We start from the raw sequence: 23992 nt of genomic DNA, 5'->3' as shown, positions 1-23992 counted from the left end.
CGAATAACCAACACACCCGACAAACCCGTCTGCTCAATCTCCATATCACCCAACCTCAAAAACCTGTTGCCTGTATTAGGCGAGTATTGTCAGGCTGGGTGTCAATGCAAGGGCGATACGCAAATTGCTGTTCAGCTGACCTCAGCCGGAGGTGGCGGCTCGCTGCCTTACTGGTCCTTCAACCCGCTGGGTCGCCTACTGGTCCAGCATCTCAAGCACGGCGTCGCGTTCCGACAGAACCAGCAGCAGGGCAAGATCGCCCGGTTCCACCTGTTTCAGGATCATCGCGGCGGCCTCGGACGGGGATGCGGCCCTTTGGATCTGGGTCTTGTTATATCCCTGTTCCAAGGCAGACTTTTCGATCAGGTCCGGTATCTCTCCCATTGAGCGGCCCCTCAGATACCCTTCCAGTTCAGCAGCAACGACCACGTCGGGTTGGAAGTTCAACGCGGTTGCGGTGACGTCCCGAATGTCCTGATCCGAGCGGTCTCCGGCATGGCTGAGCATGATGAACCGCCGTTTTGCCGGCAGGGCCGACAGCGCATCGCACACGGCAGAAATCGAATGCGGATTATGCGCGAAATCCACGAAAACCTGAGCGCCGTTGTACCGGAATTCGTTACAGCGACCCGGATTGTCCTTGGCATCCGGCTTGAACCCGGCCAACCCTTGCCGCACCGCCTCAAGCGGCAGTTTCAATGCCAGCGCAAGGCACATAGCCGCCAGAGCGTTCAGGATGTTGTATTTCGCGACACCGCCCATGGTCACGGGCACGTCGGACACGGCAATGACCGCCTGCTCGGACCGGCCGTCGAAAAAGACGATATTGCCCTGCGAGACATAAGCGCAGCATGTTCCCGCGTCCCGCGCCCGACGGATCAGATCATTCCCGGGATCCAGCGAAAACCACCAGATATTTGCCGCAGTGTTTTCGGCTTCGGCACGGATAAAAGGATCATCGGCATTCAGGGCCAGAACACCGCCCTTGGTCAGTGTCCGGTGCACGGCGAATTTCGCCTGAGCCAGTTCGGGCACCGTGTTCACGCCGTATTGCCCCAGATGATCATTCGCCACATTGGTGACAGTGGCGGCCATGGCCGCACGCGTCGGCAGGCCGCGACGCAGGATACCCCCACGGGCCACTTCAAGGCAGCCGATTTCAAGCCGCTTGTCGCGCAGCAACATCCGCCCTCCGCCGGGGCCGGAATAGTCGCCGCGATCGAGAATATCATCACCCACCCGCACAAACTCGGTCGAGGTCAGCCCTGCGACCTTGCCCGAGGCGCGGGCGATGGCCTCCAGCAACCGGGTCGTGGTGGTCTTGCCATTGGTTCCGGTGATGAAGGCGACGGGGATGTTGTGAAGGGAGGGCCAGTCAACGTTATCCGGGGCGGGCAGTGCGTTGACAGGCCAGACTTGACTGCCGGAGCCATGCCCGATGGAAATCTCGTCATCGTCGCACAGGATATCCACACCATGCGCCTCGGCGGCCGCGATCAGGGCGATCAGCGCAGGGTTGGCCTCCTTTGCCATGACGCCTTTGACGTCCCGGATCATCTGATCAAAATCGCCCGGCGTGGCCTCCAACAACTCTGCCGCGCAGAAATGCCAGGCGGTCTGCGCCGCAAAGATCGCGGAATAAAGCTGATCCATCGGTGCCGAGATTGCCAGATTGACGCCACCGGTGAAGGTTCGGTGGGTCAGTGCCTGATCCTGCCAGCCAAGCGCATCCAGAACGCACCGGGCATGTTTTTCCCACAGTGCAATGACTTGCGTGGGGTCGATATCAGTGAAAAACACATCCATCACCGCGCCGGGGTGATCCCATAACAGGCCGGGGCCGGTCAGGCGCCGTGCGTCATCCACCTGAATATGATCAGCGGTCGCGCATTCGATGGTCAGCGCGGTTTCAAGCTCTTCGATCCGGTCCATTCCGGTGCCTCCGCTCAATCCGCGTCTTCGCTGATTTCACGCGCCAGTCTTACGCCGCGTTCGTCCCGGATCAGGTTCTGGTCACTGTCGAACATGTCCTCGAACGTGGTGTCGGCGGGGCTGGTCCCGGGTGTCGCCTCGGTTTCAGAGGTTTCGCCATCGGAATTGAAATAGATGATCTGTTTCCAGCACCGTGTGGTGTCATCGCCAAAGATCACCAGAAGATCGCCCGGAGCCGCCATCTCCAGCGCTGTGGTTACGGCCTCAACCTCATCCGGAATGATCGAGATCACGTCGTCCGGCGTCCCGCAATCGATCAGGGCCTGCCGCATCATTTGCGGCACTTCGTCATGCCCGCGACCCCGGCGGCGGTCATCGGCCTTGCAGATGAAGTGGTCAAAATGCCCGGCCAGCGCTGCGGCCCCATCAACAATGTCTTCATCGCGCCGGTCGCCGGGCATCGCAACAACGCACAGCCTGCGGCCCTTGACCTCCAACTGATCGGCCAAAGCGGCCATCGCCTTCAGCGCGGCCGGGTTGTGGCCGTAATCAAGGATTACCTTGAAAGGATGTTCATCATAGACATTCATCCGACCCGGCGCCTGGAAATAACTGGTGTCGAAAGTGCGCAGACCATGCCGGATATTGTCCAGATCGACCCCAAAGCTATAGGCCATTGCCGCCGCGACCATGGCGTTTTGCACGTTGAAGATCGCCTTACCCTCAAGCGTGGCGGGGATCAGATGCGACCACAGAACGGGGATGTGAAGCCCTTTGTCATAGATGGTCAGCATGTCGCCATTCATGCCTTTTTCCAGCACGATGGCCTTGCCCCCTGTCTTGATATGTTCCTTGACCAGACTGTGGCCGGGGTTGGTCGTGACATAGAAGATCTGATCCGCCCCGGCGTAATCGGCCATCTTCAGACAATTGATGTCGTCTGCGTTCAGCACGGCCGTATCGGTCGCGCTTTCCACCACCACCCGTTTGACGACGGCCAGCTCCTCGACCGTGTTGATCCCGCCCAGACCCAGATGATCTGCCGAGACGTTCAGACAGGCCGCCACGTTCGAGCGTTGATAGCCCAGACCCGAGCGCACCAGCCCGCCCCGCGCGGTTTCCATCACCGCAAAATCGACCATCGGATCACGCAGGACGATCTGCGCCGATTTCGGGCCGGTCATATCCCCCTTTACGCTTAGCTTGCCATCCACATAGACGCCGTCGGTCGAGGTCATGCCAACGATCTTGCCGCTGGTTTTCATGATATGACCCAGCATCCGCGACGTGGTCGTCTTGCCGTTGGTGCCGGTGATGGCCGCAATCGGGATGCGGGTCTGTTCATTGGCGGGGAACAGCATATCGATGACCTTGCCCGCCACATCGCGCGGCTGACCTTCGGACGGGGCCACATGCATCCGGAAACCGGGGGCGGCGTTTACTTCGACAATCGCGCCACCGATATCCTTGTAGGATTTGGTGATATCGTCGATCAGGAAATCGACACCGCCCACATCCAGCCCGACGGCCATGATGGCGCGTTCGGCCATGTCGCGGTTGTCAGGATGCACCACGTCGGTCAGGTCGATGGCGGTGCCACCCGTTGACAGGTTCGCGGTCGAGCGCAGATAGAAAACCTCGCCCTCGGGCAAGACAGTGTCTTCTGTCACGCCCGCATTCTCCATCAGGCGGTTTGCCTGATTGTCCAGCTCGAGCCTGGTCAGTACTTTTTCGTGCCCGATGCCCCGGCGCGGGTCCTGGTTCACGATGTCGACCAGTTCGGCAATCGTATGAGTGCCGTCGCCTGTCACATGGCCGGGGACGCGTTTGGCCACCGCAACCAGTTTGTCGTTCACGACCAGCATCCGGTGATCAAATCCGGTGATGAAGCTTTCAACCAGAATGGCGCGGCTGCGCGAATGCTCCTTGGCCTCGGCAAAGCCTGCCTCGACCTCGGCATCGGAATTCAGATTGATCGAAACGCCGCGCCCATGGTTTGCGTCCAAGGGCTTGACCACCACGGGAAACCCGATCCGCGCGGCAGCGCGCACGGCCTCGCGGGCCGAATAGACCATGCGCTGCTGCGGAACCGGCAGGCCAAGATCGTTCAGCAGGTTATGGGTGTCTTCCTTGTCACAGGAAATCTCAACCGAGATATGCTTGGTCTCGGACGTAATCGTCGCCTGAATGCGTTTCTGAAACTTGCCGTGCCCAAATTGCACAAGCGATCCCGAGTTCAGCCTGATCCACGGAATGTCGCGTTCCTGCGCCGCCTTGACCAGCGACCCGGTTGACGGGCCAAATTCCTTGCGTTGCGCCCGCAGAACAAAGCTGCGCAGTTCTTCATCCCAGTTGAAGTCAGGGTCGAATTCGTAATCGATCTGATCTTTCAGGGATTGTGGCAGCAGATGCATCAGCAACCGCATCGCCAGCTTGCCCGCATCCAGACCGACGTCACGCTGGCGGTATTCATAGACCATATTGTACTGGCCCGGCTCACCCGTGCCGCGCGTCCGGCCAAAGGTCACGTCGGACCCGGCCACGTTCTGCACCTCGATGGCACAATGTTCCAGCACATGTCCCAGCCAGGTGCCTTCATCCTCGCGCAGGCGGCGGACGAAGCCGCCGGGTTCGCGATAGGAGCAGCCATGTTCCGCCAGACCGGGAAGCGCCTTGATCAAGGCGTCAATAAACTCGGAACCAATCCTTGCCGAGGGCCATTCTTCCAGAACACCCAGATCGATGACATGGCGAATGACCGGAAAACTTGCCCAGACGTTCGGGCCGACAAAGACATTGGTCGAGATTATTTTCATGAGGCTCCCCGCTGGTTAGCTTTTTGTTTTCTCCCCGCTGGCGACCTCTTGCCCGGACATGTCCGGCAATGTGCAGAACGCCATATGCTCATCCGGCGGAAAAGCCTGGCGAGCCGTCAGATCATAACGGCACCCTTCGCCCAGAACGTCAAGCCGAAGCCCAAGCAGGCTCAGCGCTTCGCCGCGGCGCGCGTCCCACATCGATGAATGGGTCAGATGACTGGCATCCACGACGGTAACCGATCCGCTGCCTACGACTTCAAGGACATTATCGGGCCCGATGAAGGCTGCCGTGTCTTCATCGATACCCAGCCCAATCAAAAAAGGGTTGAAAGATGAAGCAGTTAACAAGCGACCCAGCCGATTGCGCTGTGTGAAGTGCTGGTCGATGATGACGGCGTTGGTCAAACCCATGCCCGGAGCCAGCGTGATATTGCCCTCAGCCGGGGCCGAGTTGCTGCTGCCCCCGGCCACCATATGTTCGGACATGATCGACGCCCCGGCTGAAGTGCCGGCAACCGGCACACCGGCCGCATTGCGGCGGCGTATTTTCTGCGCCACAAGCGTGCCACCCAGAATCGCCGAAAGCCGCAGCTGGTTGCCACCGGTCATGAATATCCCTGTGGCGCGGTCCAGCATCTCGGCATAATCAGGATTGTCGCAATCGGCACGCCGCGAGATGGGCAGAAATTCGACCTTGCCCGCACCCAGCTCGGAAAAGATGCGATTGTAATCCGGTCCGGTCTCTTCCAGCATCGAGGCCGTCGGGATCACGACAATATCAGCATTAGGACCACCAGACAGCTCAACGAACTTGCGGTGAATCTGCATTTCCTTGACGCGGTCTTCGCCGCCGCCGATCGGGATGATGAACCCGCGCGGGGTCTCTGCATCAACGGGTGCAGGGCACATATCTTACTTACCTTCCGGTATAAAAGCAGCCAGCCATCGGGGCCACTCGGTCGCTTAACCTGTTCATACATGCCGTGTCGGGCCATCTGACCTTATCGGACATGCCGTTCCCCCCCCAGCGACATCACATGCCGCACGGCAGGGATTTCGTCAAGAACCACCGGTTTTGTGCCTGCTTCAGCCTGCCAGTGCCAAACCCTGCACGACAAAAGCGATCCCCCCGAAACATCAAAGCTCCGGGGGGATCAGATTGCCCGTCAGTTTGCGCGCTGGTTCAGATGTCGAATTTGACACCCTGCGCCAGCGGGAGCTCTGCCGAGTAGTTCACGGTGTTGGTCTGGCGGCGCATATAGGCTTTCCACGCGTCCGAGCCGCTTTCGCGTCCGCCGCCGGTTTCCTTCTCACCTCCGAATGCACCGCCGATCTCGGCGCCCGAGGGGCCGATGTTGACGTTGGCAATACCGCAATCCGACCCCGCCGCAGTCAGGAACTGCTCGGCCTCGCGCATGTTCAGCGTGAACACACAGGATGACAGCCCTTGCGGTACATCGTTTTGAAGCTGGATCGCGTCGTCAAAGTCGTCATAGCCCATGACATAAAGGATCGGCGCGAAGGTTTCGGTTTTCACAACCGCGCTTTGGCCGGGCATTTCGACAATTGCGGGCTGCATATAGACCCCCGCAGGAAGCCCTTCGGTCACGCGCTCGCCGCCGAACACTGTACCGCCTTCGGCCCTTGCGGCCTCCAGTGCGGCCGTCATGGCGGCACCCGATGCCTCATCCACCAGTGGCCCGATCAACGTGCCCTCAGACAGCGGATTGCCGATGGGCAAACCGGCATAAGCCTTTTTCAGGCGGCCCACCAATTCCTCGCGGATCGAGTTGTGCACGATCAGACGGCGCAGCGTGGTGCAACGCTGACCGGCGGTCCCAACGGCCGAGAAGACAATGGCGCGCACGGCCATTTCCAGATCCGCCGAAGGGCCGACGATCATCGCGTTGTTGCCACCCAGTTCCAGAATGCACTTGCCAAAGCGTGCCGCAACAATGGGCGCAACCGCACGACCCATACGTGTCGAACCCGTGGCCGAGATGATCGGAACATCTTCGCTGGCCACCAGCGCCTCGCCCAACTCCGCGCCACCGATCAGGACCTGAAGCAACCCTTCGGGGGCATCGCCAAACCGCACCAGCGCGCGTTCAAAGATCTTTTGGCAGGCCATCGCTGTCAGCGGCGTCTTTTCGGATGGTTTCCAGATCACCGGATCGCCGCAAACCAGCGCCAAAGCGGCATTCCACGACCAGACGGCAACCGGGAAATTGAAGGCCGAGATCACGCCGACAGCACCCGCCGGATGCCAGGTTTCCATCATCCGGTGACCTGGGCGTTCCGACGCGATGGTCAGACCATAAAGCTGACGCGACAGGCCAACGGCAAAGTCGCAGATATCGATCATCTCCTGCACTTCGCCCAGACCTTCGGACGTGATTTTGCCGGCCTCCCAGCTGACAAGTGCGCCCAGATCGTCCTTGGCCGCGCGCAACTCTTCGCCCAGCAGGCGGATCAACTCGCCCCGACGCGGGGCTGGCACAACGCGCCACGCCTTGAACGCGGTTTTGGCGCGGGCAATTATCGCGTCCATTTCGGTGGCCCGAGTTTCGTGCACTTCGCCCAGAAGGCTGCCGTCAATCGGTGACGTCACCTTCAGAGTGCCGCCTTTCAATGCGGCATCCGTCAGATCCAGATTCGCAAGCGTGGTTTTGGCTGTCATTACGATGTCTTTCATATCTCAGGCCGCCTTGTTTTGCCGGGTCACGTCACCAGCACGATACAGCTGGCCAAATTCTGTTTTCAGGAAGTCATTCAGTTTGACCTGTTCCTGCCGGACAAACCCTTTCGAAGGCAGCGTGCCGGTGCGCATCAGGTCAACGACGCCCAGAATACCCGCAGCTGTGGTGACCTGAATGGCACTCCAGACCTGTCCGTTGATGGTGCGGGCAAAGCTTTTGTTGATCAGGGATTTCTCGCGCAGAACGCCGTTGATCAAGCCCTTGGCCGTGCAATAGACCAGCACAACGTCCTGATCGGTGCGGGGCAGGGCGGTCTCGAAGATATCTTTCAGCAGATCGCGGCGGCGTTCCAACCCCAGATCGTGCAGCAGCAGTTTCAGGATTTCGCAATGGCCGGGATACCGGATCGTGCGATAAGACACGGCCCGCGCCTTGCCTTCCAGCGTTTCCGGCAGTGTGCCCAATCCGCCCGAGGTGTTGAAGCATTCGTATTCCACACCATCGTGACCCAGAATCTCGTAATCTTCCAGCGGCGCGGTCTTGACCAGTTTGCCGTTCACAATGGCGTCGCAGGGGTTGCAGTACTCGTTGATCAACCCATCGGTCGACCAGGTCAGATTGTACTTCAGCGCATTGGTCGGATAAAGCGGCAGCGCGCCCACCCGCATGTGCAGGCTGTCTAGTTCATCAAACTCTGCTGCAAGCGCGGCTCCGGAGATACCCACAAAACCAGGTGCCAGACCACATTGCGGCATGAAAGCCGTCTCACTGCCTTCGGCCAGTTCACGTACGGCCTCGGTGGCCGCAACGTCTTCGGTCAGGTCAAAATAATGCGCGCCCGCCTCTTTGGCGGCCTTGGCAATGTTCGGAGTCAGAAAGAACGGTGCCGCTGAAACCACGGCGTTAAACCCGGTCAGTTCCTTTGCCAGACTGTCCGCATCCCGGGCATCAATCTGTTTCGTGCCAATACCAAGCCTTGTGATTTCACCCAGTGCTTTCAGGTCATGGTCGGCCACAGTCACTGTATAGTTTGGCGAGGCCCTCAGCAGCGTCGCGATCATCTGACCGATCTTGCCAGCCCCGATTACGCAAATATTCCAAGACATCAACGTCTCCGTAAATTTCTGTTCCTGATATTATGGTGCAGGGCTGGCCAGACATTTCATAGGCCGCAATTTGACGAAGTGATCGACTTATCCGACGTTATGCCGGATCGCTTGTCGCTATGACGTGAACGCCGTCAAGGATTGAAATCGGCAGGCACCCCGAAAGGAGGAGAGCCAACACCGGTGCCCGTCAGTGAATGCAGAAATGCGACAAGGGCGCCGATTTCCGCATCCGAAAGCGTCATTGGTGTTATATCGATCCTGCTGCGCTGGCGTTCCATTTCGAACCGGTCGTCCCACACCACGAAATCCGCCTCTTGCAGCCAGGGAACCTTGGGCAACGCAGCCATGTCGGGTTTCCATTTGGCAAGGCTGGTCTGGGGGTCAAGATGGTGACGGACCATGCCTTCGAGGTCTGCAAAAGCACCGTTATGCCCGTAGGGCGCGGTCAGGGCGACATTGCGCAGCATCGGAGTGCGAAAGCGATAGGCGTCTTCCAGGCGGTTGCTTTCCGCCATCCGGCCAACGTCTCGCGCATATGGGTCCCATTGCCGGGTCCGGCCCGGCCCGAATGGCGGCAAACCCAGCGCGTGAAACTTTTGGTCCGACATCAACGGACCCGCGTGGCAGGTCGCGCATCGTGCCTTGCCATAAAACAGGTTCATCCCGTCTTTCTGGACGTCTGACAGCGCATCCTTGTCCCCAGCCAAGTACTGGTCGAATGGGCTGTCGGTGCTGCGCCATTCGATGGCCATGAAGGCCGCCAGCGCGTTGGCGATCTGGGTGATCGTGATGTCTTCGGTGGTCTCAATGTCGTCAAAAGCCGCGACTATGGCGGGGCCATAGCGCGGATCGGTCCGCACGCGTTTGGCAAGGATCGGCCAGCCCTTGTCGATCCTGTCGTGAACCGCGCCGGTCACCTGATTTTCGGCGACATTACCGGCCATCTCGAACTGCGCGGTCAGCGGGAACAGGGCCTGCGCTGCCAAAAGCGAGTTCAGTCCCCCGGGCAGCCATTCCTGTGCAGGCGAATTGAACCCGTTGCCATAGATGTTCGAGATGCTCAGGCGGCCATCGTGGAAAACGGTATGAATGTCCTTTGCCCCGAGGTTCCACAACCCCGGCGCATTTCGGGGAATGCGTTTGCGGATCCTGTCCGCGCCGGTGCCCGGTGTGCGGTCCGGCCCCAACCCCAGTCCGCCTTCGCCGATCCCCAGGGACAACCCGTCAGAGGTGCCGAAATCGGGGTGATGGCAATGGGCGCATGAAATGTTCTGATTGCCTGACAGGATCGGATCGTAAAACAGTTGATGACCGATAGCGGCCTGTTCCATATCAAATGGGATAAAGTCATCATCCGTCAGCGGGCGCGGCAGGTCCTGCGCCACCGCGGCCCCCGCCCATACGAGGACAATCGCCCAATGCGCCAGTTTCTCTTTACCCTTTGTTTTCTTGCGACCCCGGCTCTGGCTGAACTGGAACAGGCCCGTGACATGATGGAGGCCGGGGAGTTTGAAGCCGCGCGCGCGGAACTGCTGCCTGCCGCCCGGTCGGGCAATGCCGAGGCCGAGGAACTGATTGGTGTGATGTATGGGTTGGGTCTTGGGGTCGAGCAGGACCACGAAAGAGCGTTTGAATGGTATCTGCGTGCCTCGATGAAGGGGCATCCGGGGGCACAGTCGGGGGTTGGCTGGTACTATGAACTGGGTCTGGGAATGCCCGCGCCCGATCTGGTGCGGGCCTATATGTGGTACACGCTCAGCGCCATTGGCGGCGATCCCGATGCTGCGATCAGCCTTGAGGAAGTGATCAAGAAAATGTCGCCGGAGCAGATTAAGAAGGCGCATGTTCTGGTCAACGACTACAAAGGGTGGATGTACCCGTTTCGATAAGGGCCGGGCCACAAGGCCCGACCCATCCGTTTAGTTCAGGTCCGCATTGCGCGAGGCGTTCACATCCGCCTCGGCCGCTGCGACGGCTTCGGTTAGCGCGGCAAAGATTTCATCACCACGGGCAACATTGGACTGAAACCAGGCATAGACCGGAGTGGCAGCCTCTTTGAACGCAGCCTTTTGCTCGGGCGTTGGGACGTACAGGTCACCGCCACCTGCGACGAAGTCTTCATACGCCTGAATCGATTTGCGCTTGGGCGAGGCAAAGGTGGCTTGTTGAAGGGCGTAGAACCCATCGACAACGACCCGGCGCACATCTTCCGGCATCGCTTGGAACTTGGCGTTGTTCATCCACCACAGCGCGCCCATATAGGCGTGCCCGTCCAGCGTGACATATTGCAGTCCCGCATCGGGGAACTTCATGCCCATAATGTCAGTGATGCCGTTTTTCGAGCCTTCGACAACGCCAGTCTGGAAGCTGGTGAACAGTTCCGGCCACGGAATCGGGGTCGGTGATGCGCCCAGTGCTTTGACCAGTTCCTGCGGCAGGTCTGCAACGACGGTGCGGATTTTCAGACCTTCCATGTCGGCAGGCTCGGCGACGCGGTGTTTTGTGTTGGCGAAGTTGCGCCAGCCACCGGTGTTGCCGATGGTCATCAGGCGGATCGCGCCACCGGAATCCTCAAGCGCCATGTCGCGCATGGTGCGGGTGAAATCGCCTGACAGAACATGCTCGGCGATCCGGTCATCGGCCATCAGATAGGGCAGGTCCAGAACCTGCACATAGGGGAAGATGCCCGACGCCCCGCCCGAGGTAGAGATATAGATATCGATGGTGCCATCCGCCACGCCCTGCAGGCATTCAGCACCGTTCGAACACAGCTGGGTGCCGATGAACAGCTCAACCTCGATGGCGCCGTTCGACGCCGCCTCGACATAGTTCTTGAAAACGATAAGACCGTCATAATCCTCGTCATTTTCGTTCGAATTGGCTGTGGCGCGCAGCGTATAGTCCGCAGCCGTCGCCGCGACTGCAGACGCGGCCACAAGCGATGTGGCAATCGCCGCTGTTTTGATGAAGTTTCCGAGCATGCGTTTCCTCCCTGTGATACTCAGTCAGTTTGCAAATCCCGTTATCCTCGGGATCGTCATGGATAGTGCGGGGATGTAGGTGATCAGAAAGATCACGATAATTTCGACCGCCAGAAACGGTAGGATCGCCTTGGCGATTGTCTCGACCCGCTCCCGCGACACGGCGGCGGCCACGAACAGCACCAGCCCCATAGGGGGCGTTGCAAGGCCGACGGTCAGATTGACGCTCATGATAATGGCGAAATGGATCGGGTCTACACCGAGACTGGTGAAAATCGGGCCAAGGATAGGCCCAAGGATGATGATCGCAGGGCCTGCGTCCAGAAACATCCCGACGATAAACAACAACAGGTTGATCAGGAACAACAGGATCAGCGGATTTTCCGACAGGCTGAGGATCAACGAAGCCAATTGTTCCGGGGCGTGGCTCAGGCTGACCACGGTCTTGAACGCCATTGCTGCGCCAACCAACAACAACACCACGGCCGACGTCATACCTGCATTGCTCAGAACGTCGGGAATTTCCCTCAGGGTCAGTGTGCGCAGAACGAAAAACCCGATGATAAACGCGTAGCCCACAGCGACTGCCGCGGCTTCGGTCGGGGTAAATATACCCCCCAGAATGCCGCCCAGAATGATCACCGGCGTCATCAGCGGGAAGAACGCCTTGAGGCTGGCCTTGCGCCGCTCATCCCATGTGTATTTCCGGCTGGCGACGGGAAAATAGTACTTGTCGGCCATGAATTTGATCATCACCATCAGGCCGACACCCACCATGATTCCGGGCACGATGCCTGCAAGAAACAGGGCGGCCACGCTTTCTCCCATGACATAGGCATAGATGATCATAATGCCCGAGGGCGGGATGATCGGCCCGATCACCGAACTCGCGGCTGTGATGGCGGCGGCGAATTTGCGGGTGTAGCCCTGTTTTTCCATCGCCGGGATCAGCATCGACCCCAGGGCGGATGTGTCAGCCACCGCTGATCCCGAAAGGCCCGCGAACAGGATCGAGCTCAGCACGTTTACATGCGCCAGCCCGCCGCGCAGGTGGCCCATCAGGGCCTGGCTGAATTCGACAAGGCGGATGGTGATGCCGCCACGGTTCATCATTTCCCCGGCCATCATGAAGAACGGGATGGCCATCAGCGGAAAGCTGTCCATGCCGTTGTAGACATTGCGATAAAGCAGGGTGATGTCATTCGTCTGTCCGTTCAGCCACAGCAGAATGCCGGGTGCTGCCAGAAGCGCGAAAAAGACTGGCAGTCCGATCAACAGGAAAATCAGGAAAGTGGGCAGGAACCAGATCAGCATCTATTCGGCCCCCACGGCCGCGTCGGGAATATCTGGCAACAAATGCGCACCGCCAAGCAGGGTGACCACGGAACGCAGGATAAGCTCGATATTGACCGAAATCAGCAGAATGATCCCCACCAGCAGCGAAGCCATCATCCAGCTGCGCGGAATGCGATACCACTCGTCAAACCCAAGCGATGTCGGCAGGTACAGGGCGGCGGTGGCGAACCTGCCGCCAAAGCCCGTGACCTCGGACCAGCCGATATTGACCGCAACCAAAAGCACGGCCAGCGAGATCAGCAGGAGGAACAGATTGAGCGACAGGCCGAGCATACGCGGCAGAAACCGTTGCAGCATGTCGATAGCTACAAAACCGCCGCGCCGAAAGGCCGTCGGTGCCATCAATCCGGTCATCCACAACATGCAGAACCGCGCGGCCTCATCCGGCCACGGCAGGGCGTTGCCCAGAACGTATCGGAAGAACACCTGAATCAGGATTGCGATGACCATGAATGCAATCGCAACAACGCCAACCGCGCGGCCCAGACGCAGCACGGTTTCGTTCACAAATGCAATCGGCGCAAGCACCGATGCCAGTCCGCCCATGCGGATCCTCCCTTGTTCAGCCGCGGGTGTGTCCCGCGGTCGTCAGATCGCGCTTAGTGCTGCGCGAATTGGCCCATTTTCCCGGCATAGAACGTCAGCGCGTCGCCGTCGCTCATGCTGGCCTTCAGGACTTTGCCCACCACGATCACGTGATCGCCCGCGTCGTGATAGGCATGTTGTTCGCATTCAAACCGTGCCAGACAATCCGACAGCAGCGGGGTGCCGTTTGCACAGCGCTCGTGCCGGATGTCGCGCAGGGCATGGGCATCTTTCGAGCAGCCAAAACACAGCTCAGCCTGCGCAGACGATAACACATGCACCGTGAAATGCGGTGCCGCGCGAAAATAGGGGAACCGGCGCGAGTTGCGGTCGCCGGCCCACATGATCAGTGGCGGGTCCAGCGACAGCGACGAAAAGCTGTTGGCTGTGATGCAGATCGGGCCATCACCGCTGTCGCATGTCACGATGGTAACGCCGGTTGCAAACCGCCCAAAAGCATCCCGCAGGGTCCGGGTGTCGTCCTTGGTTGGCACAAAGGTGTGGGTCATGTTTCTTGAGATTGCGTTCATCATGCTACCTCATGCCCCAGCGCCGCCTCGTACAGGCGGAACCAGGTTTCGCGATCAATTGTGACTTTCAGCGCGTCCGAGATGCGTTTGATACGGTTCAGGTTGTTGGTGCCCAGAACCGGCAGAATGCCCGCCGGATGAGCCAGCAGGAAGGCCACGGCCACAGCGGCCCGGTCTACACCGAACTCCTCTGCGATTTCATCGGCAACAACCCCAACGGGCGGGTTTCCGGCCATCAACAGCCCACCCCCCAGCGGCGACCACGCCATAAGGTGGTGACCGTGCTGTTGGTGAAACGCCAGATCACCATTGGTGAAAGGGGCGATCTCGCCCAGTGAGATCTCGATCTGGTTGGTGACCAGCCGGGTTTTCATCGCCGATTGCAGCAGGGTCCAGTCCCACGGACGGAAATTCGAAACACCAACCGCGCCTACCTTGCCGCTGGCGACAGCCTCATCCAGCGCAGCCCCGGTTTCGTGGTGGTCCATGAACGGATCAGGGCGGTGGATCAGCAGCAGATCGATGTGGTCGATGGCCATTTCCGACAGCGACATGTCGATGGACTTCAGGATATGCGCGCGCGAGGTGTCATAGTATTTGACCTTCGCATCTGAATGCCGCCCCACGGGCGCGACGATGTCACATTTGGTGACAATCTCCATCTTTTGGCGCAGGCCGGGATTGGCGCGCAAGGCGTTGCCCAGAACGGCTTCGGCCGCGTATCCGCCATATATGTCGGCCTGATCGAAGGTGGTGATGCCCTGATCAAGGCAGGCTTGAATCTTGGCCTCGACATGCCCTGCCGAGGTGTCGCTATCGTCACCCAGCCGCCACATGCCATAGACAAGGCGGCTCATTTCCAGCGTCGGGGATAGTTTCACGCGTTGCATCAGCGGCGCACTCCGTTGCCCAGCGGTGTGGCCGGGGGTGTCTTGGGCACACGCCCGTATGCTTCGGGCAGCGAGCATGTTTTCAGATGCGGCATCACACGCGCACCGAAATGCTTGGCCTCATCCATGTGCGGATAGCCCGAGAAGATGAAAGCGCGAATGCCCATCTTCCGGTAATCTTCGATCTTTGACATGACCTGATCGGTTGATCCGACGAGTGCCGCACCACAGCCCGAACGGGCGCGGCCGACGCCGGTCCACAGACCGGGTTCCACATAGCCATATTCATCCGCCAGATCACGGTTCCTGGCCTGATGCGCCACGCCAAGCGACGTTGCATCCAACGCCCGCTCGCGGATCGCGCGGCCATAGTCGTCATCCAGTTTTGAAACGATGTAATCCGCGTATTCCTGCGCCTCGGCCTCGGTATCGCGAACGATCATGTGAACCCGCAGGCCGTAATCCAGCGTGCGGTCGTAGTTTTCGGCCACTGCATGAACAGCTTTCATCCGCTCGGCCAGTTGATCCTTGGTTTCCGGCCACATCAGGTACACATCACAATGTTCGCCGCACAGCTCCAGCGCCGAGGGCGAATAGCCGCCGAAATACAGCAGCGGCCCGCCAGTCTGATAGGGCCGCGCCGGGTCGGTTGTCAGGCCTGTAAAGTTGTAGACCTCGCCCGCATGGTTGATCTCGTCCTGTGTCCAGGCCTGTTTCAGGATCTCGACCACTTCGCGCGAGCGTTGATAGCGATAGGCACTGTCGGCCTTTTCGCCGGGAAAATCGGATGAAATGATGTTGACGGTCAGCCGCCCCTTCAGCATGTGATCCAGCGTCGCGATCGTGCGGGCCAGCATGATTGGCTGCATCTCGCCGCAGCGCACGGCGGCCAACAGGTTGATCTTCTGCGTGATCGGCGCACAACCGGCGACAAAGCTCAGCGTGTCCTGCCCAACCTGATAAGACGACGGGCACAGGATGTTGCGGAACCCCTGCGCCTCGGCCTCTTTCACGATGGCCGAGCAATGCTCCCAGCTGGACCGCAGATCACCATCAGGCACACCCAGGAACTGATAATCGTCCGAACATAAGGCGGCGAACCACGAAACCTCGGCCGCATCCAGATCAGGGGATGTGATGGGGACGATGGTCATTTGATTCACGCTCCGTGCATCTTTTACTTTCCTCTTGCGTAGCAATCACATTGATGTAGATCAATAGTGTATCAATTTTTCCTGCGACCGAATGAAGCGCCTGAAATGCCCCCCAACACCCGAAACCCCAATGCCCTGCCTATCTACGTTCAGATTGCCGAGCTGCTGATCCGCGATATCGCTGCAGGCCGCTTGATCGATGGTGAGCGTCTGCCCCCGGAACGCGACATGGCGGCCGAGCTGAACGTGTCGGTCGGCACGCTGCGAAAATCGCTCGCCGAGCTTGAGAAAAAAGGCATGTTGGAGCGTATTCAGGGGTCAGGAAATTACATCCGCGAGACCGGAACCCAGAACAGCGTCTACGCGATGTTCCGGCTGGAACTGCCCCAAGGGGGCGGGTTGCCGCGTGCGGATATCCTGTCGGTCGATCATCTGAAGAAACCTTCCGATCTGCCGGATTTTGGCACCTCAGACACCGGATCGCGCGTACGTCGGATGCGCTATCTGAATGACACAATCATCGCGGTCGAGGAAATCTGGCTGGACGAATCAGCCGGCCTGATCAAGCGAAGCCTGCTGTCAGACTCGCTCTATCGCTATTATCAGCACCAGCTGGGCTTCTGGATATCACGGGCCGAAGATCGCGTATCGATTGGTCAGCTGCCCGATTGGACGCCCGTGGCGTTCACCAAAGCCGCCGGTGAAGCGGTGGGCTATATCGAACGGTTCAGCTGGTCGGACAAGGCCGAACCTCTCGAATTTTCCAAGACCTGGTTCGACCCGGACCGGGCCACCTATGTCCAACGTCTGAAGTAAAAGGAAACGCGCATGACCCGGACCATCAATTACGGGCTGATCGGATGTGGCATGATGGGGCAGGAACACCTGCACAACATCGCCCTGCTGGACGGCACGCGTGTCGCGGCGATATTCGAACCCGATCCCGGGATGGCAAAAGCCGCGCAGGCGATTGCGCCGGGTGCGGTTATGGCACGCTCGGTGCAAGAGGTGTTGGATATCGAAGACCTGGACTGCTTGGTCATCGCCAGCCCAAATCACATGCATGTCGACCAGATCTGTGAAATCGCGCAAACGCGCCCCTTGCCGCTATTGGTGGAAAAGCCCCTGTTCACCAACCCCCAGGACGCCGCAAGGCTAGAGAAGGTTCAGCGCGACTATCCACACCCGATCTGGGTCGCAATGGAATACCGCTATATGCCGCCCATCGCGACCCTGATCGACAAGATCGGTGACACAGGCGGGGTCAGGATGCTGTCGATCCGGGAACATCGCTTTCCATTTCTGCGCAAAGTCGGCGACTGGAACCGGTTCAACCGCAACACCGGCGGCACTTTTGTTGAAAAATGCTGCCATTTCTTCGATCTGATGCGGCTGATCCTGCAATCCGACCCGGTGCGGATCACCGCAAGCGGCGGGCAGGCGGTGAACCATCTGGACGAAACCTACGGGGGCGAAACACCCGATATACTGGATCACGGCTATGTTCTGGTCGATTTCGCCAATGGCGCGCGCGCGATGCTCGAACTGTGCATGTTCGCCGAAGGCGCCCGCTATCAGGAAGAGATTTCGGCCATCGGGCCCAACGCCAAGGTCGAGGCTCTGGTGCCGGGGCCGGGACGGTTCTGGCCCGACCATCTGGGATCGCCGCCCGTGCCGCAGGTCATCGTCAGCCCGCGGGACCCCAAGGGGCCAATATCGCACGACATCCCTGTCGATCCCCGCTTGCTGGCTGCCGGTGACCACAACGGCTCGACCTATTATCAGCACAGGGGGTTTCTGGATCTGGTGCGCGGGCACAAGGCCGAACCGGATGTAACAGTGCAAGACGGTCTGTGGGCGGTGCGAATGGGATTGGCGGCGCAGCAGGCCCTGCAAACCGGCGAAACGGTTCACCTAAAGCACCCTTAGACTGACCCCAGGCAGGTTCAGGGCAGAACCCTCTGCGGTGACAAATGTGTCGCTTGCGGGCCAATCTGTCGTAAACCAGCTAGTGAAGCGGGGCGCAGTAGGGGACAAAACTGTATGACCTGTCAGTGTATTCCCACCCGTCTGGATCGCCGTGCGACCGGCTGTGATCTGGTCACGACGCGCCGGTAACCGCCCTGCGGGGCCGTTCTGCCTGCCTGCTTTCAGACGACAACGGAATACCTCATGACAACCGCTCTGCGCCTCGCCATCGATATTGGCGGCACTTTTACCGACACGGTCCTCGTCTCGGGTGATGAGACGATACTGGCCTCCACCAAAACCCTGACCACCCACCAGAACCCGGCAGAAGGCGCACTGGAGGGCGCACGGCGCGTCATGGCGCAGGCTGGCCGGTCGCTGAATGATGTCACCGGATTTATTCACGGAACCACTCTGGCAACCAACGCGCTGATCGAACGGCGCGGGGCGGTCGTGACCACGGTCTGCACCGAAGGGTTCCGCGATATTCTCGATATCGGGTACGAGCGTCGGTATTCCCAATACGACATCAACCTTGAAAAGCCAGACATGCTGGTGCCGCGCGAACGCTCGTTGACCATATGCGAACGCATGTCGGCAGAAGGCAAGGTGCTGATTGAACTGGATGAAGGGCAAGTAGATCGTTTGCTGGCCGAGATTGACGCCAGCGGGGCCGAGGCGGTGGCCATCTGCCTGATGCATTCCTACGCCAACCCGGCCCACGAACGGCGTTTGCGCGATGTTCTGGCGCGACACCGCCCCGGTTTGACCGTCTCAATCTCGTCCGATGTCAGCCCCGAAGCGCGAGAGTTTGATCGGCTCTGCACCACTGTGGCAAACGCCTATATTCAGCCGCTGATGGAAAGCTATCTGACCCGGTTCGTGGATCAGTTCACAGCCGAGGGCGTAACCTGTCCGATCCTGATGATGACGGCAGGCGGCGGTATGTGCACGATCAGCACCGCCACGCGTTTCCCCATTCGTCTGGTGGAATCCGGCCCCGCCGGAGGGGCCATTCTGGCCGCTCGCATCGCGGCGCGTGCCGGGTTGGATCAGGTCCTGTCTTTCGATGTGGGCGGCACCACCGCCAAGCTCTGCCTGATCGACAACGCGCGCCCCCAGACCTCGCGCTCATTCGAAATCGCCCGCGCGGCACGGTTCATCAAGGGGTCGGGAATGCCGGTGCGCATTCCGGTGATCGAGATGATTGAAATCGGCGCTGGCGGCGGTTCGATCGCGGGTGTTGACCGTCTCGGGCGTCTGACGGTCGGGCCGAAATCGGCAGGCTCGGAACCCGGACCGGTCGCCTTCATGCGCGACGGAACCGATCCGACCGTTACCGACAGCGACATCACTCTGGGCTATATCGTGCCCGACACCTTTGCCGAGGGGCATATCCAGCTTGACCCCGATGGCGCAAAGGCCGCCCTGAGACGTGTGATCGGGGAAAAACTGGGGCTGGATGCAACAGGTGCGGCAGATGGAGTCAGCCGCATCGTTGTCGAAAGCATGGCCAGCGCCGGGCGGATGCACGCGGTTGAAAGCGGCAAGGACCTTGGCCCGCGCACCATGATTGCCTTTGGTGGCAACGGGCCGCTGCATGCCACCCGCGTCGCCCGGTCCGCCGGGGTGTCGCGTATCGTGATCCCACCCAATCCCGGCGTTGGTTCGGCGGTTGGGTTCCTGTTTGCCCCGGTATCCTTCGAAATCGTCCGCTCGCGCTATTCCCTGCTCGACAGCATGGACATGGACGGGATGAACGCCCTGTTTGATACGATGATTGCCGAAGCAAAAGAGGTCGTCGCCCAAGGGGCAGGGGACGCACCCACCGAAACCCTGCGCACCGCCTTCATGCGCTATAGCGGGCAGGGGCATGAGATCGAGATTACCTTGCCGGACCGCGCCCTGACGCACCGGGATATCGCCCCGCTGACGGCTGCATTCGAAAGGGAATACCGCAAACAATTCTCACGCCCCGTGCCGGGGATGAAGATCGAGGTTCTCAACTGGGCGGTTCGCGTTGCCACCCCGGACAAGGCGGTGCCCGCGGTGTCGGAAACACCCGCCCAAACCGCATTTCAGGTCACGCAGACGCGCCCCATCACCTGTGATCTGGATGGTACGATAAAACGGGCCGCCTTTGTCGCCCGCGCCGATATGCGCCCCGGAGACTATGTGGCAGGCCCCGCGCTGATCCATGAACCACAAACAACCACACTCGTATCCGCTGATTTCTCGGCTCAGATGGACGCAATCGGCAACCTTGTCCTGATACAGGATCAGAAAGGAGGCGCATAATGACCGCTGATCTGTCCCCCGCCCGCCTGCAAGTGATGTGGAACCGCCTGCTGGCAGTGGTCGAAGAACAGGGCCAGACCCTGATCCGCGCGGCTTTCTCGCCCATCGTGCGCGAATGCGGCGACATTTCCGCCGGGATATTCGACGTGAATGGCCGGATGCTGGCGCAGGCCGTGACCGGAACACCAGGCCATATCAACACCATGGCCGAGGCCGTGCTGCACCTGCGCGCCCGTTTCGCGGTGCAGGATATGCGCCCCGGCGACATCTACATGACGAACGACCCTTGGCTGGCCTCGGGGCATCTGAACGACTTCCTGCTGATGATGCCCGCGTTCAAGGACGGCAGGGTGGTGGGCTTTACCTCATGCACCTCGCATCTGGTGGATCTGGGTGGTCTTGGCATGGGGCCTGAAGGCTCGGACATCTATGACGAAGGCCTGCTGATCCCGCCTTGCAAATTGGTCGAGGCCGGAACGCCCAATGCGCTGCTGATGGATATCATCCGCGCCAACTCGCGCGAGCCTGTGGCCAATGAGGGCGACATCTACGCCCTGATCGCCTGTTGCGAGGCTGGGGTGAACCGCCTTGTTGCGATGATGGAGGAGTTCGGGATCGATGATCTGGACAGGCTTGGCACATATATCATCGACACCTCGCGTAAAGGTGCGTTGCAGGCCATCGCCGAGGTGCCCGAAGGCGTGTACAAAAACGTGCTGCGCATGGACGGCTATGAGGCCGAGCTGGAGCTGCACGCGACACTCACCGTCACCAAAGACGGGATACATGTCGACTTCACGGGCACGTCCGGGTGTTCGAAAAAGGGCATCAACGTGCCTTTGAACTATGCCACCGCCTATACGGTCTTTGCCCTGCGTTGCATCGTCGGGCCGGATATCCCGAACAACGCGGGCTCGCTGGAACCATTCACGGTGGACGGCCCCAAGGGTTGCATCCTGAACGCCCAACATCCGGTGCCGGTGGCCATGCGGCATACGCTGGGGCAGGTTACACCGGATCTGGTTCTGGGCTGCCTGCATCAGGCGCTGCCCGATCAGGTGCCCGCCGAAGGGGCGTCGTGCATGTTCGACCTGCCAATGCGCCACGCGCCCGAAGTGGCGGCGAATGGCGGGCGCGAATTTGCCATCGAACCCGTTCACAATGGCGGCACCGGGGCGCGGCCCCACGCGGACGGCCTGTCTGCGACAGCCTACCCTTCGGGGGTGTTCGGCTCGCAGGTGGAAATAACCGAAAGTGTCGCACCCGTGATCATGTGGCGACGCGAATTGTTGCCCGACTCGGGCGGCGCAGGCCAGTTCAGGGGCGGATTGGGTCAGCGGATCGAGATGACGTCCGCGAACGATGCCGCCTTCATCGTCTTCCTGTCGGTCGAACGACTGAAATTCCCGGCTCTGGGTCGCATGGGCGGCCTGCCCGGCGCGCCGGGACGTATCCGGTTCCGCGATGGCGGCGGCGACATTCCGGGCAAGGGTGAGCTACGCGTGGAAAGCGGCGATTACCTGATCTTCGACACCCCCGGCGGCGGCGGCTTTGGCAATCCGGCCGCGCGCGACCCCGAGGCGCTGGCGCTGGACCTCAGGCGCGGGCTGGTCACGGAAGAAGGGGCCAAAGCCTATGGGGGTGCCTCATGATCCGCGCAGTTGGTCACATTCGTGCCATGGCGGCCTATGCGCTGGCCGATCTGGGCGCGCCGGACACTGTATCTCTGGCCCAGAATGAAAGCGCCTTTCCGGTCAGCCCTGCCGCAACTGCGGCGGGCCAGGCGGCATTGCACCGGATGCCGCTTTATCCCGATCCCGACTGGTCGGACCTGCGCGCGGCCATCGCTCAGGCGCACGGGGTGCCAGCCGACAACATCCTGTGCGGTGCCGGATCGATGGAGTTGATCGGCTGCCTGATCCGCGCTTATTCAGGGCCGGGCGACCATGTATTGGGCACGGATTACGGCTATGCCTATGTGGCCTCAGCCACGGCGCAGGTGCGGGCAGATTATGTGAAAGCGCGCGAGGTTGATCTGACCGTCTCGGTCGATGACATTCTGGCCGCTGTCACGCCTGAAACCCGGATCGTCTTTGTCTGCAACCCCGGCAACCCGACCGGCACCCTGATCCCGAATACCGAGATCATCCGCCTGCGCGGCACCCTGCCCGGGAACGTGCTGCTGGTGGTCGATCAGGCCTATGCCGAATTCGCCGATCGCGATCACGACCCGGCTGAAATCTTTGCCCTCGTCGCACGTGGGGATACCGTGGTCATACGCACCTTTTCAAAGGCTTACGGTCTGGCGGGCGCGCGCGTGGGTTGGGGTCTGTTCCCGTCAGAGGTCGCGATTGAGCTGCGAAAGCTGCTCAACCCCAACAACGTATCGACCCTCTCTCAGGCCATGGCAACGGCAGCGATGCAGGATCAGCCCCACATGCGCGACACGGTTGCCAGAACCGCCGCCATCCGGGATGGCTTTGCCGATGGATGCCGGGCGCTGGGATTATCTGTTCCGCGCAGCCACACCAATTTTGTCCTGATCCGCTTTGCCGATGCCGCGACGGCGCAAAAAGCGGATGCTGCGTTGCGCAAAGCGGGTTTGCTCATGCGCGGAATGGGCGGCTATGGCCTCGCGGATTGCCTGCGCGCAACGATCTGCGACACGGCAGTGATGGAGCGCTGCCTGACTGTTCTGAAAGAGGTGACGTCATGACCTTTGAAACCCGGACACGGGCCAAAATCGGGGTGCTTGTGCCCTTTACCAACACCAATCTCGAAGCTGACATGATGCTGATGCGCTGCCCGGACACGACGGTGCATTTTCAGCGAATGGGTGGCTATGACGTGGATGAGATCCCCGGATCGGATCAGATGGCGGGTCTGGGGGCCTCGGATATCAGCCACGACCTCAAGATGATCTCGGGCGTTCGGCCCGATGTGGTGCTCTATGGCTGTACCTCTGCCACGCTGACCCATGGCTCGTCCTTTGATCGAAAGCTGGCGCAGGACATCAGGGCCGCGTCGGGCGCCGTGTGTATTACCGCCGCAGGGGCGCTGGTTGGCGCGATCCATGCGCTTGGCGTGTCCCGGGTCGGTTTTTCTTCGCCCTATCTGGGCGAGATCAACACGCAGGCCATGGATTTTCTGACGCAGAACCGGATCGCAACGGTGAAATGCGCGGATATCGGCCGCGAGCTGGGCAATTACGGGCAGGGTGAACTGACCCCGGACGAGGTTTTCGACCTTGCCATGCAGGCCGACCACCCAAAGGCCGAGGCCATCATACTCAGCTGCACCGACATGCGCGCGGTCGAGGCCATAGACCGGATCGAAACAGCCCTTGATAAACCTGTTGTAACGTCCAACCAGGCCATGATGTTTGCCCTGATGCGGGCGCTTGACCTGCCAAGGCACAGAAATGTTCCGGGGCGGGTGTTTGATCTGCTATAGCCGTGGGTCAGACAAAAGAACGGAATTCGCCCCGGACGGCTGCCTGCCTCAAAGGCAATTGCGACCCGGCATATGGGGCGGGAAATCTGGCCACCCCAACGCGCCGTGTCGCAGATGTGACTGTATTTACGTCGCAAAGGAACAAGATACCGCGTCCTCTACGCCATAGTCGGAATAAGGGCCGCTCGGGATTGAAGTACATGTTGAACCAGCCGCAC

The 23992-nt window shown here is 60.2% G+C and carries 19 protein-coding genes; 7 read left to right on the top strand and 12 right to left on the bottom strand.

All coding sequences use genetic code 11. From position 1 onward, the window contains the following. Positions 1-195: 195 nt before the first annotated feature. The 6 genes from I9188_RS19640 to I9188_RS19615 all read right to left on the bottom strand — a co-directional run bounded on the left by I9188_RS19640 (position 196) and on the right by I9188_RS19615 (position 9944). Positions 196-1932, bottom strand: coding sequence for a Mur ligase family protein (locus I9188_RS19640; protein WP_209507986.1), 1737 nt, complete (start codon positions 1930-1932; stop codon positions 196-198). Between the two features lie 14 nt (positions 1933-1946). Beyond that, on the bottom strand, positions 1947-4748 hold the full coding sequence (cphA, locus tag I9188_RS19635) for a cyanophycin synthetase (protein ID WP_209507984.1): 2802 nt from the start codon (positions 4746-4748) through the stop codon (positions 1947-1949). Positions 4749-4763: 15 nt separating this feature from the next. Next, entirely contained in the window at positions 4764-5660 is an 897-nt protein-coding gene (locus I9188_RS19630) for a cyanophycinase (protein WP_209507982.1), read from the bottom strand. Between the two features lie 274 nt (positions 5661-5934). Beyond that, the gene (locus tag I9188_RS19625; protein ID WP_209507980.1) at positions 5935-7446 is read right to left on the bottom strand and encodes an aldehyde dehydrogenase family protein; all 1512 of its coding nucleotides are present in this window, start codon (positions 7444-7446) and stop codon (positions 5935-5937) included. Positions 7447-7449: 3 nt separating this feature from the next. Beyond that, the gene (locus I9188_RS19620) at positions 7450-8556 is read right to left on the bottom strand and encodes a saccharopine dehydrogenase NADP-binding domain-containing protein (RefSeq protein WP_209507978.1); all 1107 of its coding nucleotides are present in this window, start codon (positions 8554-8556) and stop codon (positions 7450-7452) included. Between the two features lie 134 nt (positions 8557-8690). Continuing rightward, positions 8691-9944, bottom strand: coding sequence for a cytochrome c peroxidase (locus I9188_RS19615; RefSeq protein WP_348540360.1), 1254 nt, complete (start codon positions 9942-9944; stop codon positions 8691-8693). A gap of 33 nt (positions 9945-9977) precedes the next feature. On the opposite strand from I9188_RS19615, the gene I9188_RS19610 reads away from it, so the two are divergent. Further along, positions 9978-10448 (top strand): tetratricopeptide repeat protein, encoded by a 471-nt coding sequence (locus I9188_RS19610; RefSeq protein ID WP_209507976.1) that lies wholly within the window; start codon positions 9978-9980, stop codon positions 10446-10448. Between the two features lie 30 nt (positions 10449-10478). Here I9188_RS19610 and dctP read toward each other — a convergent pair whose 3' ends face one another. Genes dctP through I9188_RS19580 form a run of 6 tightly spaced genes read right to left on the bottom strand, consistent with a single transcriptional unit; the run spans position 10479 to position 16055 of the window. After that, complete coding sequence (gene dctP / locus I9188_RS19605) at positions 10479-11540, bottom strand: TRAP transporter substrate-binding protein DctP (RefSeq protein WP_209507974.1); 1062 nt, start codon at positions 11538-11540, stop codon at positions 10479-10481. Between the two features lie 24 nt (positions 11541-11564). Beyond that, the gene (locus tag I9188_RS19600) at positions 11565-12854 is read right to left on the bottom strand and encodes a TRAP transporter large permease (RefSeq protein WP_209507972.1); all 1290 of its coding nucleotides are present in this window, start codon (positions 12852-12854) and stop codon (positions 11565-11567) included. Then, positions 12855-13442, bottom strand: coding sequence for a TRAP transporter small permease subunit (locus I9188_RS19595; RefSeq protein WP_209507970.1), 588 nt, complete (start codon positions 13440-13442; stop codon positions 12855-12857). Positions 13443-13495: 53 nt separating this feature from the next. Then, positions 13496-14011 (bottom strand): flavin reductase family protein, encoded by a 516-nt coding sequence (locus I9188_RS19590; RefSeq protein ID WP_209507993.1) that lies wholly within the window; start codon positions 14009-14011, stop codon positions 13496-13498. Further along, the gene (locus tag I9188_RS19585) at positions 14011-14901 is read right to left on the bottom strand and encodes an aldo/keto reductase (protein WP_209599725.1); all 891 of its coding nucleotides are present in this window, start codon (positions 14899-14901) and stop codon (positions 14011-14013) included. Before I9188_RS19585 ends, I9188_RS19590 begins: the two co-directional genes overlap by 1 nt. Beyond that, complete coding sequence (locus tag I9188_RS19580) at positions 14901-16055, bottom strand: LLM class flavin-dependent oxidoreductase (RefSeq protein WP_209507965.1); 1155 nt, start codon at positions 16053-16055, stop codon at positions 14901-14903. Before I9188_RS19580 ends, I9188_RS19585 begins: the two co-directional genes overlap by 1 nt. A gap of 105 nt (positions 16056-16160) precedes the next feature. Between I9188_RS19580 and I9188_RS19575 the strand changes: the two genes are divergently transcribed. The 6 genes from I9188_RS19575 to I9188_RS19550 all read left to right on the top strand — a co-directional run bounded on the left by I9188_RS19575 (position 16161) and on the right by I9188_RS19550 (position 23774). Beyond that, complete coding sequence (locus tag I9188_RS19575; protein WP_209507963.1) at positions 16161-16871, top strand: GntR family transcriptional regulator; 711 nt, start codon at positions 16161-16163, stop codon at positions 16869-16871. A 12-nt stretch (positions 16872-16883) separates the two neighbouring features. After that, entirely contained in the window at positions 16884-17984 is a 1101-nt protein-coding gene (locus tag I9188_RS19570) for a Gfo/Idh/MocA family oxidoreductase (RefSeq protein WP_209507961.1), read from the top strand. A 243-nt stretch (positions 17985-18227) separates the two neighbouring features. Beyond that, positions 18228-20321 (top strand): hydantoinase/oxoprolinase family protein, encoded by a 2094-nt coding sequence (locus tag I9188_RS19565; protein WP_209507959.1) that lies wholly within the window; start codon positions 18228-18230, stop codon positions 20319-20321. Beyond that, positions 20321-21973: a hydantoinase B/oxoprolinase family protein gene (locus I9188_RS19560; protein WP_209507957.1), complete on the top strand. Its 1653-nt coding sequence runs from the start codon at positions 20321-20323 to the stop codon at positions 21971-21973. Before I9188_RS19565 ends, I9188_RS19560 begins: the two co-directional genes overlap by 1 nt. Continuing rightward, positions 21970-23037 carry a histidinol-phosphate transaminase gene (locus I9188_RS19555; protein WP_209507955.1) on the top strand — a complete coding sequence of 356 codons (1068 nt, stop codon included), beginning with the start codon at positions 21970-21972 and terminating at the stop codon, positions 23035-23037. Before I9188_RS19560 ends, I9188_RS19555 begins: the two co-directional genes overlap by 4 nt. Further along, complete coding sequence (locus I9188_RS19550) at positions 23034-23774, top strand: Asp/Glu racemase (protein ID WP_209507953.1); 741 nt, start codon at positions 23034-23036, stop codon at positions 23772-23774. The genes I9188_RS19555 and I9188_RS19550 overlap by 4 nt, the downstream gene beginning before the upstream one ends. Positions 23775-23992: the final 218 nt, after the last annotated feature.

Origin of the sequence: Ruegeria sp. HKCCSA071 (genome assembly GCF_017872555.1) — a bacterium.
Lineage (GTDB): Bacteria > Pseudomonadota > Alphaproteobacteria > Rhodobacterales > Rhodobacteraceae > Ruegeria.
Note: the sequence above shows the minus strand (reverse complement) of the source record. Positions and strands in the feature narration are given on the sequence as shown.